The 14,811-nt window shown below is 51.6% G+C and carries 13 protein-coding genes; 12 read left to right on the forward strand and 1 reads right to left on the reverse strand.

Going from position 1 to position 14,811, the window contains the following annotated elements; all coding sequences use genetic code 11:
* The 12 genes from OUY18_RS12470 to lysS all read left to right on the forward strand — a co-directional run.
* Positions 1 to 269: hypothetical protein (locus OUY18_RS12470; RefSeq protein WP_268059098.1), on the forward strand; the 269-nt coding region annotated here is incomplete at its 5' end.
* A gap of 64 nt (positions 270 to 333) precedes the next feature.
* A complete protein-coding gene (locus tag OUY18_RS12475; RefSeq protein WP_268059099.1) occupies positions 334 to 2,406 on the forward strand; it encodes an elongation factor G in 2,073 nt (690 codons plus the stop codon).
* A gap of 90 nt (positions 2,407 to 2,496) precedes the next feature.
* Positions 2,497 to 3,084 carry a DUF4830 domain-containing protein gene (locus OUY18_RS12480; RefSeq protein WP_268059100.1) on the forward strand — a complete coding sequence of 196 codons (588 nt, stop codon included), beginning with the start codon at positions 2,497 to 2,499 and terminating at the stop codon, positions 3,082 to 3,084.
* 316 nt (positions 3,085 to 3,400) lie between these two features.
* Positions 3,401 to 4,117: a pseudouridine synthase gene (locus OUY18_RS12485; protein ID WP_268059101.1), complete on the forward strand. Its 717-nt coding sequence runs from the start codon at positions 3,401 to 3,403 to the stop codon at positions 4,115 to 4,117.
* A 562-nt stretch (positions 4,118 to 4,679) separates the two neighbouring features.
* Entirely contained in the window at positions 4,680 to 5,792 is a 1,113-nt protein-coding gene (locus OUY18_RS12490; RefSeq protein WP_268059102.1) for an ABC transporter ATP-binding protein, read from the forward strand.
* Between the two features lie 316 nt (positions 5,793 to 6,108).
* The gene (locus tag OUY18_RS12495; protein ID WP_268059103.1) at positions 6,109 to 7,194 is read left to right on the forward strand and encodes a PucR family transcriptional regulator; all 1,086 of its coding nucleotides are present in this window, start codon (positions 6,109 to 6,111) and stop codon (positions 7,192 to 7,194) included.
* A 314-nt stretch (positions 7,195 to 7,508) separates the two neighbouring features.
* Positions 7,509 to 8,204 (forward strand): cell division ATP-binding protein FtsE, encoded by a 696-nt coding sequence (gene ftsE, locus OUY18_RS12500; protein ID WP_268059104.1) that lies wholly within the window; start codon positions 7,509 to 7,511, stop codon positions 8,202 to 8,204.
* Positions 8,194 to 9,108, forward strand: coding sequence for a permease-like cell division protein FtsX (ftsX, locus tag OUY18_RS12505; protein WP_268059105.1), 915 nt, complete (start codon positions 8,194 to 8,196; stop codon positions 9,106 to 9,108). Before ftsE ends, ftsX begins: the two co-directional genes overlap by 11 nt.
* Entirely contained in the window at positions 9,098 to 10,306 is a 1,209-nt protein-coding gene (locus OUY18_RS12510) for a murein hydrolase activator EnvC family protein (protein WP_268059106.1), read from the forward strand. Before ftsX ends, OUY18_RS12510 begins: the two co-directional genes overlap by 11 nt.
* 32 nt (positions 10,307 to 10,338) lie before the next feature.
* Positions 10,339 to 11,637 (forward strand): S41 family peptidase, encoded by a 1,299-nt coding sequence (locus tag OUY18_RS12515; RefSeq protein ID WP_268059107.1) that lies wholly within the window; start codon positions 10,339 to 10,341, stop codon positions 11,635 to 11,637.
* Between the two features lie 242 nt (positions 11,638 to 11,879).
* Positions 11,880 to 12,365: a transcription elongation factor GreA gene (greA, locus tag OUY18_RS12520; protein WP_268059108.1), complete on the forward strand. Its 486-nt coding sequence runs from the start codon at positions 11,880 to 11,882 to the stop codon at positions 12,363 to 12,365.
* Between the two features lie 168 nt (positions 12,366 to 12,533).
* Positions 12,534 to 14,042, forward strand: a complete 1,509-nt coding sequence (gene lysS, locus OUY18_RS12525) for a lysine--tRNA ligase (protein WP_268059109.1) — start codon at positions 12,534 to 12,536, stop codon at positions 14,040 to 14,042.
* Position 14,043: 1 nt separating this feature from the next.
* Here lysS and OUY18_RS12530 read toward each other — a convergent pair whose 3' ends face one another.
* On the reverse strand, positions 14,044 to 14,661 hold the full coding sequence (locus tag OUY18_RS12530) for a Crp/Fnr family transcriptional regulator (protein ID WP_268059110.1): 618 nt from the start codon (positions 14,659 to 14,661) through the stop codon (positions 14,044 to 14,046).
* Positions 14,662 to 14,811 lie beyond the last annotated feature (150 nt).

Genomic DNA, 14,811 nt, shown 5'->3' on the forward strand with positions numbered 1-14,811 from the left:
GGTTGCGCATAAAATCACGACTGTTCTCGGTTGCGCGGGAAAAGCTTAAAGATAGTTCGTTTCCATGCAAAAAGGTCCGCCCAAACGGGGCGGGCCTTTTTGCGTTGTCGGAATTTCGGAAAAAACAGGAGGGGGAACAATCCTTCTCCTGTTTTTCTGCCTTTTCTTCCGGTGTTCGCGTGAGAATTGGCGGGATAAATTTTTATCTTATAGAAATAAAATTGTTTTTTATATTTAAGCATTGTATTCATTGTAAATATACGCTATAATTATCGTAAATTTGGTTGAGCAATTGTATGTTGTGACAATCAATTCCTGAAAGGAGTATCGATAATGAAACAGTATCAGGCAAAAAATATCCTTAATATTGCAATTGCGGGACACAGCGGTTCAGGCAAGACCAGCATTGCAGAAGCGATGCTGTACCTGTCCGGCGCAACCGACCGTTTTGGGAAGGTTGGGGAAGGAAGCACCATCTGTGACTTCGATCCGGAAGAGATCAAGAGAAAAATTACCGTGGCAACCGCAGTGGCTCCTTTGGAATGGAAGAACCATAAAATCAATCTGATCGACGCTCCGGGCCTTTTCGATTTTGAAGGCGCCCTTTGCGAAGCCGTTCGCGCGGCGGATTCCGTGCTGATCGCGGTTTCCGGCAAGAGCGGGGTCGCCGTCGGCACGGAAAAGGCGGTGGAAGCGGCGAATAAGCGCGGGCTGGCGAAAATTTTCTTTGTAAACGGCCTTTGCGACGAGAGCGCGCGCTTTTACAGGGTGTTTGAGGATTTGAAGGCGAGCTTCGGCCCCTCCATCTGCCCGGTTGTCGTTCCGTATATTGAGGACGGCAAGGCGAACATATATATTAACATGCTGGAATATAAAGCATACGACTACCAAAACGGAAAACCCGTGGAGGTAAAGATGCCGGATATGGGAACAAGGCTCGAGGGCCTTCGCACCGCGATTTACGAGGCGGTTGCCGAAACGAGCGACGAGATGTTTGAAAAATACTTCTCGGGCGAGCAGTTTACGCCGGAGGAAGTGATTGTCGGCGTAAGCAAGGGCGTAAAATCCGGCGCGATCTGCCCGGTGTTCTGCGGCGACGCGCTGCTGATGCGCGGCATGGAACAGTTCCTAGACGGCCTTGTCTGGCTGGCGCCTTCCGCTGAGGAAAAGAGCGCGGAGATGGGCTCCGACACCGACGGCAATCCGGTTGAGCTCTCCGTTAACGAAAGCGGCGCGACGGCAGCCATTGTCTTCAAGACCGTTGCAGACCCGTTTATCGGCAAGCTGTCCTATCTGAAGGTGATTTCCGGCAAGGTTACAACCGATACGCAGCTTGTCAATATGCGCACGGGCAATCTGGAGCGCATCGGCAAGACAGTGATTATGCACGGCAAGAAGCAGGAGGACGCCCCGTCGATCGTTGCGGGCGACATCGGCGCGATACTGAAATTACAGGGAACCAGCACGGGCGACACGCTCTGCGCGCCGGCCCGGAAGGTAACGCTGGAGGGCATTGAATACCCGAACCCGACCCTCTCTATGGCGGTGACGCCGAAGAACAAGGGCGAGGAAGACAAGGTTGCGCAGGGAATCCTGCGTCTGGTGGACGAAGATCCCACCATCCGGTTTACAACCAACACCGAGACGCACCAGATGGTGCTTTCCGGTTTGGGCGAACAGCATCTGGATATTATCGTCTCGAAGTTGAAGAGCAAATTCGGCGTGGATGTTACGCTGCAGAAACCGCGCGTACCGTACCGCGAGACCATCCGCAAAAAGGTGCAGGTGCAGGGCCGCTACAAAAAGCAGACCGGCGGGCACGGCCAGTTCGGCGATATCTGGGTGGAGTTTGAGCCCTGCGACAGCGACGGGCTGGAATTTGCCGAGCGCGTTGTCGGCGGCGCGGTGCCGAAGAACTTTTTCCCGGCGGTCGAAAAAGGGCTGCGCGAATGCATTGCGAAAGGCCCGCTCGCGGGATACCCCGTCGTGGGACTGCGCGCGACGCTGTACGACGGTTCGTACCACCCGGTGGACTCTTCCGAAATGTCCTTTAAAATGGCGGCGAACTTAGCCTATAAGGCGGGCATGCCGATTGCAAACCCCGTGCTGCTTGAGCCGATCGGCACGCTGCGGTGCCTGGTGCCCGACGCGAACATGGGCGATATTCTGGGCGAAGTCAACAAGCGCCGCGGCCGCGTTCTGGGGATGGACCCGGCGGAAGACGGGAAGCAGATTGTAGAAGCCGAGGTGCCGATGGCGGAAATGCATGATTTCTGCACGTTCGTCCGTCAGGTTACGCAGGGCAGAGGTTCCTTTACCTTTGATTTCTGCCGTTATGAAGAAGCGCCGCAGCAGGTTGCCCAGAAGGTAATCGAGGAGGCGAAGGTTTCGGCGGCGGAAGAATAAGAATATTGAGCAACCTCCGGAAACGGGGGTTGCTTTTTTGCATTTTTTCTCCCCTTCACGCATATTTATCATTACAAGGGGGGCGTTAAAATGTTTGTATTATCAGTCAAGGCGGGCAGAAAAAAGGTTTTGATCGGTCTTGCGGCGGTATTAATTGTCGTAACCGGCGTGATTGTGACCTCCAAGGTGCATTCTTCGAGCCCCGTCGCGACGGCTTCAGGAAAACAATATTGTCTTACCGCGGCAACCAACGAGGACCGCATTTCCTTTTTAAAACAGTTTGGATGGAATGTAAACGCGGAACCGATCGAAATGAAGGATGTGACAATCCCCGAAAAGTTTAATGATGTGTACACGCAATACAACAACATACAGAAGGAGCAGGGGCTCGACCTTATGCCCTATGCGGGAAAAACCTGCAAACAGTGGGTGTACGCGGTGACAAACTATCCGCAGGCTTCCAATGTGCGCGCAACCATGCTTGTCTACAACAACGCGGTGATCGGTGGGGATTTAAGCACCGCCGAGCTGGACGGCTTTATGACTGGATTTAACGGAGCGCAGGAAAGCGCCGATTACAGTATGCAGGGATTACTGTCGGCTTGCGAAAATCAGGCGTCCTCCGCCGCACCCGCGGTATCCTCCGAGATTCCCGCGAACGCATGGCCTACGGACTGAAGCGAATGGAAGTTGACCGTTTTTCCCTTATCGTTTACAATAGAACCACAGAATGGATCGTCGGCCCGGTCTATCCCCCAGCACCGGTTGGAGGATAGACCGTAAGTTTTGCTGAAAATCGGGAAGATTATCGTTGGAAAATCGGGAGATCAGCCTGCTTCGGCTGAACTTGCATTTACACAAAAGAAACGGAGAGTCTTTCTCCGTCTCGGCTTGTCGAAAAAGTGTAACTTTACGAAAACCGCGCGAATGAAAAGTTTGCGGGGTCGGGGCCGAAACAAGGCCCGAAGATCCGAAAGATAGAGGAAGTGGAAAAATGAGCAGGGAACGGCTGGATAAAATTCTTGCCCTGCAGGTGACGGACAGCCGCAGGGACGCCGGGGTCATGATCCGGCGCGGCGCGGTCACGGTAAACGGGAACATTGTAAAGAAAGCGGATTTCAAGGTGGACACGCAGTCCGACACGGTAACGGTGAACGGGGAACCGCTGTCCGTAAAAAAGTTCGTCTATCTGATGATGAACAAGCCTGCGGGGGTGCTTTCCGCCGCGCGGGACACGCGCGCGAAAACCGTGGTGGACCTTTTGCCGCCGGAGCTGAAACGCCGCGGGCTTTTTCCGGCGGGACGCCTCGACCGGGATACCGAAGGGCTGCTCATTATTACGGACGACGGGGCTTACGCCCATCGGATGCTCGCGCCCAAAAGCAATGTGTATAAATATTATGAGGCGGTGCTTGCCCGTCCGGTTGCCGAAGACGACGCCGCGGCGTTTGAGAACGGCGTGGTGTTAAAGGACCGGACCTGCCTGCCTGCAAAACTGGAGGTTTTGGAGGAGGGGGCGCATCCGCTGGTCAGGGTGAAAATCCACGAAGGAAAATTCCATCAGGTAAAGCGCATGTTTCTGGCAAGGGGCAATGAAGTGCTGAAATTAAAACGGGTGCAGATCGGTGCGCTGACCCTTGACGCTGCGCTCGCACCCGGTGAAACACGCGAAATGAGCGCGGAAGAAACCGCTTCGGTTTTTGCAGATTGATGAATCTGTATAAATTTTGGCCCCTATTTTTGTAATTTATCAAATTTAGATAAACCGGGAGGAAAAAGTTTGGGCAAAAGCGGGAAGAAAGGCGCGTATGGAGCGGCATGCGGCCTTTTCTGATGCGCCGGAAGCCGGTAAAATGCCCGAAACAGAAAAATAGTTCGGTTTTTACAAGTTCATGAATATGTATAAATTTTGGTCCCGATTTTTGTAATTTATCAGATTTACATAAATCGGGAGAAAGAAGTTTGGGCAAAAGCGGAAAGGAAGGCGCGTACAGGGCCGGCGCGCGGTCTGTGCCGATGCGCAGAAATCCGGAAAACACACGGAATAAGCGGGGAAAAGCCGCTCCAGCCTTTGTAAATGCATAAATGTGTATAAATTTCGTCCTTCGTTTTTGTGTTTTATCAGATTTACATAAAGTGGGTGAAAAAAGTTTGGACAAAAAAGGTCTGTATTTCCCCGGGTACTTCTGTTATCATTAACGCATGGAAATTAAGCATAGGTTCTTACCGGGCCCGGTAGCAACTTTGCGCAGTGTGAAACTTGGAGGATGATTATGGCAAACGTAACTTTAAAAAGTGTTTATAAAGTCTATGACGGCGGAGTAACCGCTGTAAAGGATTTCAATCTGGAGATTGCCGATAAAGAGTTTATTATTCTTGTTGGCCCTTCCGGCTGCGGAAAATCGACAACGCTCCGCATGATTGCGGGTCTGGAAGAAATCAGCCAGGGCGAGCTTTATATCGGCGATACCCTTGCAAACGACGTAGCCCCGAAGGACCGCGATATCGCGATGGTGTTCCAGAACTACGCGCTTTACCCGCACATGACGGTATTTGACAACATGGCATTCGGCCTGAAGCTCCGCAAGGTTCCCAAGGATGAAATCAAGAGCCGCGTGGAAGAGGCCGCAAAGATTTTGGATATTTCCCATCTGCTCGACAGAAAGCCGAAGGCTTTGTCCGGCGGCCAGCGCCAGCGTGTTGCGCTGGGACGCGCCATTGTCCGTGACCCGAAGGTTTTCCTTCTCGACGAACCGCTTTCCAACCTGGATGCGAAACTGAGAGCGCAGATGAGGACGGAAATTTCCAAGCTGCACAAAAAGCTTGGCACAACTTTTATCTATGTAACGCATGACCAGACAGAGGCCATGACCATGGGCGACCGTATCGTCGTTATGAAAGACGGTATTATTCAGCAGGTAGATACCCCGCAAAACCTTTACGACTTCCCGGTAAACGAGTTTGTCGCGGGCTTCATGGGTTCGCCGCAAATGAACTTTATCGACGCGACGGTTGAATCCAAGGACGGCCGTTTCTTCCTGAATTTTGGCAAATACAGCCTCGCGATTCCGCAGGAGAAAGACAAGGACGGTGTGCTGAAGAATTATGCCGGCAAGCCGGTCGTGTTCGGTATTCGTCCGGAAGATGTTCACGACGAACCTGCCTTCCTTGCAAAATCCACCGATGGAATCGTTAACGCGGACGTTGAGGTTACCGAACTGATGGGCGCTGAAACCTATCTGTACCTCACCTGCGAAGGGAATAACATCACCGCACGCGTCGATCCGACTTCGACCGCAAAAACAGGCGATAACATTAAAATCGCATTCAATTTACAGAAATTACATTTATTTGATAAAGATACCGAGCAAACGATTCTCAACTAAATGGATCATCGAGAAGGGCCGTGCCGTTTGGCACGGTCTTTTTGCGTGCGGGAACAGAAGGGCTTCGTTGAAAACAGCAGTCCACCGGAGAAATGGAAGAGGATTCTATCGGGAAAGTAGCAGGAAAAAGGAAAAAATTGGTGACCAATATTCCGTATACAAATTAAATTGTTAAAAAATTATGAAAAATTCCTCTTTTATTTGATAATTCTTCAATTTCTGTTGAATATATGGTTGAAAATTACAATGAATTTATGTAAAATGTATGTAGGATGTTATCGTTATTTATATAAGTTATATAAAGAGAGGGAGAGCTATGTCAAATAGATTATTTCAGGGAGTCATCCATCAAATGCGGGATGCTATTGACCGCACAATCGGTGTGATTGATGAAACCTCGGTCATTATTGCCTGCAGCGAGCTGGGCCGGATTGGAGAGGTTAACGACAGCATCACGCCGGAAGTTCTGGCTACACCCGGAACTTTTGTGGTCAACGGCTATACGTATAAGTCATTTGGCAGCCGCCCGCGCCCGGAGTATGCCGTTTTTGTTTCCGGAAGCGATCCGGAGGCCGGACGCTACGCCTCTCTGCTTGCCGTTTCACTGAGCAGCATTAAGCAGTATTACGATGAAAAATACGACCGCAGCAACTTTATCAAGAATGTGATTCTTGACAATATTCTGCCCGGCGATATTTATTTAAAGGCGCGCGAGCTTCGTTTTAATTCCGACGTGAACCGCGTGTGCATGCTGATTAAAATAACGAGCAAATCCGATATTTCCGCTTACGATGTTGTACAGAACCTTTTCCCGGACAAGAACAAGGACTTTATCATTAATATTAATGAAAGCGATATTGCGCTGGTGAAGGAGATCCGCGCCGGTATCGAGCCGAAGGATTTGGAAAAACTGGCAAGTTCCATTGTCGATACGCTGTCGAGCGAGTTCTACACCCACTGCGTCGTCGGCATCGGTACGATTGTTACCGGCATTAAGGATCTGGCGCGCTCCTTTAAGGAAGCGCAGGTCGCTTTGGAGGTCGGCAAGGTGTTCGACACCGAGAAGCCGATCGTCAGCTACGACAATCTGGGCATTGCCCGCCTGATCTATCAGCTCCCCACCACGCTGTGCGACATGTTCCTCAAAGAAGTGTTCAAGCGCGGTTCCATTGAGTCGCTGGACCACGAGACTTTGTTTACGATTCAGCGTTTCTTCGAGAACAACCTGAATGTTTCGGAGACCTCGCGTAAATTGTTTGTACACCGCAACACGCTGGTTTATCGCTTGGAGAAAATTAAGAAAATCACCGGCTTGGACCTTCGTGAATTTGAGGACGCCATTGTTTTTAAAGTCGCCCTGATGGTGAAAAAGTATCTTTCTTCCAACCCTGTTAAATTCTAGCAGAGAAATGACGAAAAGTTAAAACTATTACAGATTTATTACAAATTATTTCCCATTCGGAATAATAAATAAGAAACCCATTGGTATTATGTAAACATGCCAATGGGTTTTGATTTCGTATCCATCCTATTGGTATTTATGTATGAAAAAACAAGGTTCGAAATCCAGTGCCGGGGCTGAAGAAAAAGGAACGCGGGATACGCCGTCCTCCCATGAAAAAATGGTTTCGTCTGCGCGGGAGAGGCAAGGGGAGAGCGTCGCCCGGCATTTAGGGGCTGAACCGGAACAATTCGATTTTTAATGGAGCGATTACATTGATAGAATTTCAAAATGTCAGTAAAACCTATTCGAACGGCACCCGGGCGCTCAAGGATGTCAGCCTGAAAGTGGACAAAGGTGAGTTCGTCTTTATTGTGGGTTCTTCCGGAGCGGGAAAAAGTACGTTTCTAAAATTAATTATGTGTGAGGAAAGGCCCAACGACGGGGAAATTATCTTGAACGGCCGGGGGCTTTCCACTTTGAAAAAACGGGAAGTCCCTTTTATGCGGCGCACAATGGGCATCGTGTTTCAGGATTTCCGCCTGATTGATACGATGACGGTTTTTGAAAACGTGGCGTTCGCAATGCATATTGTCGGCGCTAGTAACAGGGAAATCCACAAGCGCGTACCGTACATTCTCGGGCTTGTCAATCTTCAGAACAAGGCGAAATGCCACCCGGCGGAGCTTTCCGGCGGCGAGCAGCAGCGTGTCGGCCTGGCAAGGGCGCTGGTCAACAACCCAAAGCTGATTATCGCGGACGAGCCTACCGGCAACATTGACCCGGCGCTTTCGTTTGAAATTGTGGATCTGCTGAATGAAATTAACCGCCGCGGCACCACCATCCTGATGGTAACGCACGAACATACGCTGGTGAAGCATTTCCATAAACGGGTCGTGGAAATCCATGACGGGACCATTGTGGCGGACACCGCCTCACAGAAGGAGGAGGAAGAACGCCATGAAGACTAAAAGCCTGGGATATCTGTTAAAAGAAGGCATCAAAAATATTTGGAGCAACCGCACCATGAGCATTGCTTCTATCGGCGTTCTGGTATCGTGCCTGCTGCTGACCGGCGCGGCTGTCGTCTTTTCCTATAATATCAACTCCGCAATGAAAACGATTGAGGGAACGAACTCGGTTCGTGTTTATATGGCACAGAACCTCCCCACACTTTCCGCAATAAAGGTCGGAGAGGAAATTAAAAAGCTCGATAATATTAAAACCTGTGAATTCGTCCCGAAGGACGAGGCGATTCAGCAGTACATGAACATTCTGGGCGACAAGGACGGAACCATGTTACAGGGAATGACCGGAAAGGAAAACCCGCTTCCGGACGCTTTCAAGGTTTCTTTCAAGGATTTGTCGAAGTACAAGGACACCGCGGCGCAGATTAAGAAAATACCGGGCGTCGCAACCATTAACGACTATTCCGACGTAGCGGCCAAGCTGACAAGGCTGGACAAGGTCATTACCATGGCCGGCTTCTGGATTATTCTTTTGCTCAGTCTGGTTTCGCTGTTTATTATTTCGAATACCATCCGCGTTACCATGTTCTCCCGCCGCGTGGAAATCAGCATTATGAAATCCGTCGGCGCGACGAACTGGTTCATACGCGTTCCATTTATTGTGGAGGGCGTTATCATCGGTTTGCTTTCCGGTGCGCTTTCCAGTTTCCTTTTATTCCTGATTTACGACAAAATGGTTGGCTCGATTACATCGATTACGCTGTTCTCGCCGGTCGACATCAGTCCCATGGCCGGGAGCATCCTGCTGGCGTTTATGCTTGCAGGCACCCTGTTCGGCGCGCTGGGCGGCGTAATATCCATCAGTAAATACTTAAAAAAGGAAGGAGGAGAAATTGTTGGCTGGTAAAAAATTTGCAAAATGCGCGGCAGCCCTTGTTTTAGCGATCGCCATCCTGCTCTCTCCTCAGGCCATGGTACCCGCCTCTGCGGCGAAAAGCCTGAGCCAGTTGCAGCAGGAGCAGTCCGCTTTAAAGAAAAAACAGGCCGAAGTCACCGCAAAACTGAAAACCCTGCGGGCGGACAAGGCAAAAAAGATGGAATACAAGCAGGCGCTGGACGCACAGGTTGGAACGGTTCAGAGCCAGATTGATGTTTTAAACCAGCAGATTTCCGCACTCGACGCGGATATCACCGATAAGCAGACCCAGATTGCGGGGAAGCAGCAGGACATCAATAAAAACTATGACCTTTTAAAGCAAAGGCTTCATGCTCTGTATCTGACCGGCGAGGCTTCGAATCTGGAAATCATCCTCAATGCCAAGAATGTGGTTGACCTGGCGGACAAGACCGAGGCCATTAAGGCGATTACAACGCATGACACCAATCTGATCAATACGCTGAAGTCCGACATGCAGAGCATTCAGGCGCAGAAGGCACAGATTGAGGCAAACCGCCGGAATGTTGCCGGCGCGAAGGTTACGCTTGACCAGAAGCGCAGCGAACTGAGCTCGCTTCAACAGGAAACCAAACAGGTGATTGCCGATATTTCCGCGAATGAATCCTCGGCGAAGGAGCAAAGCGCAGAGCTTGCCGAAAAGCGCAAGGCGGCGGACGCTGCGATTGACGATTGGTTCAGGAAATACTACGAAGACCAGAAGAAGAACCAGGGCGGCGCCGGCGGCGGAAGCGGCGGCTACACCAGCACAGGAAACTTTGCCTGGCCGGTTCCGGGCATCAATACCGTGACCAGCGGATTCGGTTCACGCTGGGGTTCGTTCCATAAAGGAATCGATATTTCCGGCTCGGGCGTTTACGGGCGGCCGATTGTAGCGGCGGATTCCGGCAGGGTGATGATGGCCGGATGGGGCAATTACGGCACAGGCTACGGCGGTTACGGCAATGTTGTCGCCATTGACCACGGCGGCGGATATTCCACGCTGTACGGCCATTGCAGCAGCGTGGCGGTCAGCGCCGGACAGATTGTTACAAAGGGACAGGTTATTGCGTACGTCGGCAACACCGGCGATTCGCAGGGCGCACACTGCCACTTTGAAATCCGCGTAAACGGCGTGGCACAAAATCCGCTGAACTGGTTCAGCAGGTGACGTTAAAAAATTTAAGGAATGATTGAATCGATATGAGCAGAAAGCTGTCCTGGGGCGCGGCTGTCGCCCTTGTTGCCGTAACGGCTTCCGTCACGGTATCCCTCACCTATGTTTATGCGATGAAAAGCTTTAACACCAAGGTGGCGGATATTAACGAACGCCAGGCAATGTATACCAAGCTGAGTGAGATCGACCAGAAAACAAGGCAGGATTACATCGGTTCGGTGAACGAAAAGGAACTGAACGACGGAATCTGTGCCGGGTATGCCGCCGGGCTGGGCAACTCCCAGGCGAAGTATCTTTCCGCGGAAAAATACAAGGCGTATCTGAACGGCAGCAGTGAAAAAAGTATTGGCGTCGGCATCAAAACAGTACAGGACAAGGACGGCAATATGGAGGTCATTGAAGTGACCCCCGGTTCGCCGGCGGAAAAAAGCGGCATCAAAAAAGGCGATACGATCGTCAGCATGGACGACAAGGAAATTGTCCGCCTGACATACGGCGACGCGCTCAATAAGCTGGACGGGGCCGCCGGTTCCAAGGTGAAATTCGGAATCCTGCGCAGGCAGAACGCCGCCGGGCCGTCGGCCGAAGCAAAAGCCGCGCTGCTCAGTATTACCGTTACCCGCGCCGAGTACGCCGAGCAGACGCTCACCTCTTCCATGATCAACGGCAACGTGGCCTATCTGAAAATTTCCGCGTTTACGGATTCCAACGCGGAGCAGTTCAACAATATGCTTGCGGCGCGCATTAAACAGGGCGCTTCCGGAATCGTCATTGATCTGCGCAGCAATTCCGGCGGAAGCATCCGCGGGATGGCGGAAATGCTCGACACCCTGCTGCCCGCGGGCAACACGGTGAGCTACCGGGATAAAGCGGGGAAAACGACGGTGCAGTACACCTCGGGCCCCAACACGGTGAATTTGCCGATCAGTGTGATGATCAACCGCAACACCTTCGGCGTTGCCGAGATTTTCGCGGCCGATATCAAGGACTATAAAAAAGGACTTCTGGTCGGCGAACGGACGGCGGGGCTTGGCACAAAGGACGAAGTGAAACCGCTTTCCGACGGTTCCGCGATTATCCTTCCCGTTGCGGATTACCTGACGCTGAACGGAGACGTTTTCAGCGGAAAGGGAATCGGTGTGGATATTGAGAAGGAGCTTACTTCCGAGCAGCAGGCGCTGCTGGTTCGCAACCAGCTCAAGGGCGATCAGGATCCGCAGCTTCAGGCGGCGGTTTCCGCGTTGATCCGCCAGGGGGCAAGCGTGGAAAAAGCGCCGGGAACGGAGAATGCGCCGGTAAACAGCAATGCCGCCGCGACGGAATAAAGTTCCGAAATGGTACAGTCCGAGGGATATGCAGAACGCATATCCCTCTTTTTATCGAATATAATACCAAAGGCATTTTCATCCGTATTTCTCCCCCCGCCGCAGACGCGGGGAGAAATACAAGATAATTGTTTTCGAATTCGGGATTTTGTTGACAGAACGATACGGCATCACTATAATGTAAGTATTATTATCTAAATTGGTAAAGTGCAGTCTACTGCAATGAAAAGGTGGTATTCTATATGGTCAAACAGGTGGTTTTAACCAAGGAAGGCTTGGAAAAGCTGGAAAACGAGCTTGAAGAGTTAAAAAGCGTCAAGCGTAAGGAAGTAGCGGAAAAAATCAAGGTTGCTCTTTCTTTCGGCGACTTATCGGAAAACAGCGAGTATGACGAAGCCAAAAATGAGCAGGCGATTGTCGAAGCCCGTATCGCGGATATCGAGGTCATGCTGAAAAACGTGAAAGTCATCGACGAGGATGAACTCAGCAACGAGAATATCCACATCGGCTCCAAAGTGGAAGTCAGGGTTACGAATCCCTCAACCGGCAGCAGCAACGTTCTCAACTACAAAATTGTCGGTTCCAACGAGGCGGACCCGCTGAAGGGAAGCATTTCGGACGAATCCCTTGTCGGGAAATCCCTTTTGAGCCACGGGATCGGCGACAAGATTCAGGTTGAAGTGCCCGCCGGTGTAATGGAATACGAGGTTCTTGCCATATCCAAATAATTTTTGGGGCGGGAGTGACGTGTTCACCCTGCCCCTTTTTCCCTTGAAATGCAGGTTCTTGGACCGATATTGGGGGGCATTTTCCCTACCCCTTTTCCGCAATTTGGGTTTGTTCCAGCGGCGCGGGAAAGAGAGAAGAACCAAAATGAAATATTAGGAGAGTCACAAATGAGCGAAAAGATCATCGAGGAAAACGGCGCGCAGCCCGAACAGGACGTCAGCGAACTGCTGCAGATCCGCAGGGACAAGCTGAGCGCGCTGCAAAAGGCCGGCAGGGACCCGTTTGCAATAACGACCTGCCCCCGCGACATGACCGCGAAGGAAATCCACGAGCGTTTCGACGAGCTGGAAAACAGCGATGTCTGCATTGCCGGGCGCATGATGAGTTGGCGCGACATGGGCAAGGCCAGCTTTATTGATATTCACGACCGCAGCGGCCGGGTTCAGGTTTACCTGAAAATCGACCAGGTGGGCGAGGACAGCTACAACGATATGAAAAATTGCTGGGATGTCGGCGACATCGTCAGCGTGAAGGGCTATGTCTTTAAGACCCGCAGGGGCGAAATTTCCGTACACGCGAAGGAAATCAAGCTGCTGGCAAAATCCCTTCTTCCCATGCCGGAAAAATTCCACGGCCTGAAGGATACCGACCTGCGCTATCGTCAGCGCTATATCGACCTGATTGTGAATCCGGAAGTAAAGGATACCTTTATCAAGCGCAGCGAAATTATGCGCACCATCCGCAATTTCCTGGATGAAAAATCCTATGTTGAGGTCGAAACCCCGGTACTGAGCACGTTGGCGGGCGGCGCTGCGGCAAGGCCGTTTGTTACGCACCACAACACCCTTGATATGGATATGTACCTTCGGATTGCGACGGAGCTTCACTTAAAGAGGCTGATCGTCGGCGGGATGGAGCGTGTTTACGAAATCGGTCGTATTTTCCGCAACGAGGGAATGGACGTGAAACATAATCCGGAATTCACCACGATTGAAATGTACGAAGCGTACACCGATTACCGCGGGATGATGGACCGCACGGAAAACATGGTTCACGAGTGCGCGATGAAGGCGTGCGGAACCGATCAGATTACGTATCAGGGCGAGGCGATTGATCTCTCCCTGCCGTTTAAGCGCCTTACCATGAACGACGCCATTAAGGAATACACGGGAATCGACTTCCTTTCCTTCAAGGGCGACACCGAAAAGGCCTTGGAAGTCGCGAAGAGTCTGCACCTCGAAACCAAGAGCACCGACAAATGGGGCGATATCATGTCGCTGGTATTTGAGGAAAAGGTCGAAGATAATCTGGTTCAGCCGACCTTTATCTACGATTACCCGGTGGAAGTTTCCCCGCTTACCAAGCGCAAGCAGGACTGCCCCGAGCTGGTGGAGCGTTTCGAGCTGTTTTGTACGCGCTGCGAGCTTGCCAACGCGTATTCCGAGCTGAACGACCCGATCGACCAGCGCGGCCGCTTTATGCATCAGATGGAGCTGCGCGCCGCGGGCGACGAAGAAGCCAACGTGATCGACGAGGATTTCCTGACCGCGCTGGAATACGGTATGCCGCCGACCGGCGGTATGGGCATGGGCATTGACCGCCTGGTCATGCTCCTGACCGACAGCGCGTCCATCCGTGACGTTCTGCTGTTCCCGACGATGAAGCCGAGGGACTGATTTACCCGCCGATAAAAGCGAGAAGGCCGGCTTCGTCCCGGATTTCCACCGCGCCGTAGTGGGCGCAGATCCAGCCTTTTCTCGAGAATCCCGCCAGCGTGCGGCTTACGGTGACGCGCGAAACGCCCGCAAGACCCGCGAGGTCGTCCTGCGTGGCGTGGACGGCGCCGTTCCGCGCAAGGCTGAGCAGAAGCCGCGCAAGGCGCTGGTCGGCTTGCAGAAACGTCATGGAGATGACCTGCGCGGAGAGCATGCGGATGGTCTGCGACAGATAGGTCAGCAGGTTCATGGCAAACTGGGGCTCGCGGCGGATGCACTCCAAAAGGCTTTTCCGGGTGACGGTGATGATTTCGGATTTCACAAGCGTTTTCGCGGAAGAAACCCGGGGCAGGCCGTCGAAAAAGGCCGCTTCGCCGAAGATGTTTCCCGGTTCCAGAACGGTAAGGGTTTTTTCCGCGCCGTCTTCCGAACTGAGGAAGATTTTCACTTTGCCGTTTTTTAAATAGTAAAATTCGTCGGCAAACGCTTCCTGCCAGTAAATCATTCGGTTTTTTTGAACGATATGGGATGTGTGGAATTTTTCCAGCACATCCCATTTTTTTTCATTGGATGGTTCCATAAAATTCCTCCATAGCTTTCGGGTTATTATACGTTGGGGCGCAGCTCCTCTGAAAAAGAGAGACTGCCCCTAACGAAATCCTTTAATTTTTGTAATTGTATCATATGATACATTCTTTGCGCAAGATTCATGCAATAATAATACAAATCG

It is taken from the genome of Caproiciproducens galactitolivorans, from assembly GCF_026672255.1.
In the GTDB taxonomy this organism is placed as follows: Bacteria; Bacillota; Clostridia; order Oscillospirales; family Acutalibacteraceae; genus Caproiciproducens; species Caproiciproducens galactitolivorans_A.

Coding starts and splice junctions, on each gene's coding strand:
- OUY18_RS12475 (WP_268059099.1), top strand. CDS start 334: ATGAAACAGTATCAGGCAAAAAATATCCTTAATATTGCAATTGCGGGA.
- OUY18_RS12480 (WP_268059100.1), top strand. CDS start 2,497: ATGTTTGTATTATCAGTCAAGGCGGGCAGAAAAAAGGTTTTGATCGGT.
- OUY18_RS12485 (WP_268059101.1), top strand. CDS start 3,401: ATGAGCAGGGAACGGCTGGATAAAATTCTTGCCCTGCAGGTGACGGAC.
- OUY18_RS12490 (WP_268059102.1), top strand. CDS start 4,680: ATGGCAAACGTAACTTTAAAAAGTGTTTATAAAGTCTATGACGGCGGA.
- OUY18_RS12495 (WP_268059103.1), top strand. CDS start 6,109: ATGTCAAATAGATTATTTCAGGGAGTCATCCATCAAATGCGGGATGCT.
- ftsX (WP_268059105.1), top strand. CDS start 8,194: ATGAAGACTAAAAGCCTGGGATATCTGTTAAAAGAAGGCATCAAAAAT.
- OUY18_RS12515 (WP_268059107.1), top strand. CDS start 10,339: ATGAGCAGAAAGCTGTCCTGGGGCGCGGCTGTCGCCCTTGTTGCCGTA.
- greA (WP_268059108.1), top strand. CDS start 11,880: ATGGTCAAACAGGTGGTTTTAACCAAGGAAGGCTTGGAAAAGCTGGAA.
- lysS (WP_268059109.1), top strand. CDS start 12,534: ATGAGCGAAAAGATCATCGAGGAAAACGGCGCGCAGCCCGAACAGGAC.
- OUY18_RS12530 (WP_268059110.1), bottom strand. CDS start 14,661: ATGGAACCATCCAATGAAAAAAAATGGGATGTGCTGGAAAAATTCCAC.